Source organism: Paenibacillus sp. 23TSA30-6, from assembly GCF_014858585.1.
GTDB lineage: Bacteria > Bacillota > Bacilli > Paenibacillales > Paenibacillaceae > Paenibacillus.
Genome location: NZ_SLTL01000120.1, coordinates 1 through 328, shown reverse-complemented (window position 1 = coordinate 328; position 328 = coordinate 1). Strand labels below are relative to the sequence as shown.

At 61.0% G+C, this 328-nt stretch carries 1 protein-coding gene; it reads right to left on the bottom strand.

Annotation, left to right across the window (positions count from 1 at the left end; translation table 11 throughout):
- Nucleotides 1–328 (bottom strand): AMP-binding protein (locus E0698_RS26385; RefSeq protein ID WP_192513444.1); only part of this gene is annotated, 328 nt, incomplete at both ends.

Sequence of the window (328 nt, the reverse complement as noted above, 5' to 3'; positions counted from 1 at the left end):
TTCCTGCGAAGTCGGTCTTCTCGTGCAGATGCTTTTGAATCAGCAATAACGGCGCGCCCGAATCCTCGATCATGAAGCGGATGCGCTCCTCCGGGTAGTCGGGATCGACAGGCACGTATGCTCCGCCCGCTTTGAGAATCGCCAGAATGCCGACGACCATATCGAGCGAGCGTTCGGCCAGAATCGCTACCAGCTGGTCCGCTTCTACTCCCGTCTCCCGCAGCTTCCGCGCAAGGCGGTTGGATCGCTCGTTCAGCTCGCGGTAGGTCAGCTGCCGCTCGTTCATGACGGCGGCCACGTTGTCCGGGTAAAGCTCCGCCTGCTCTTC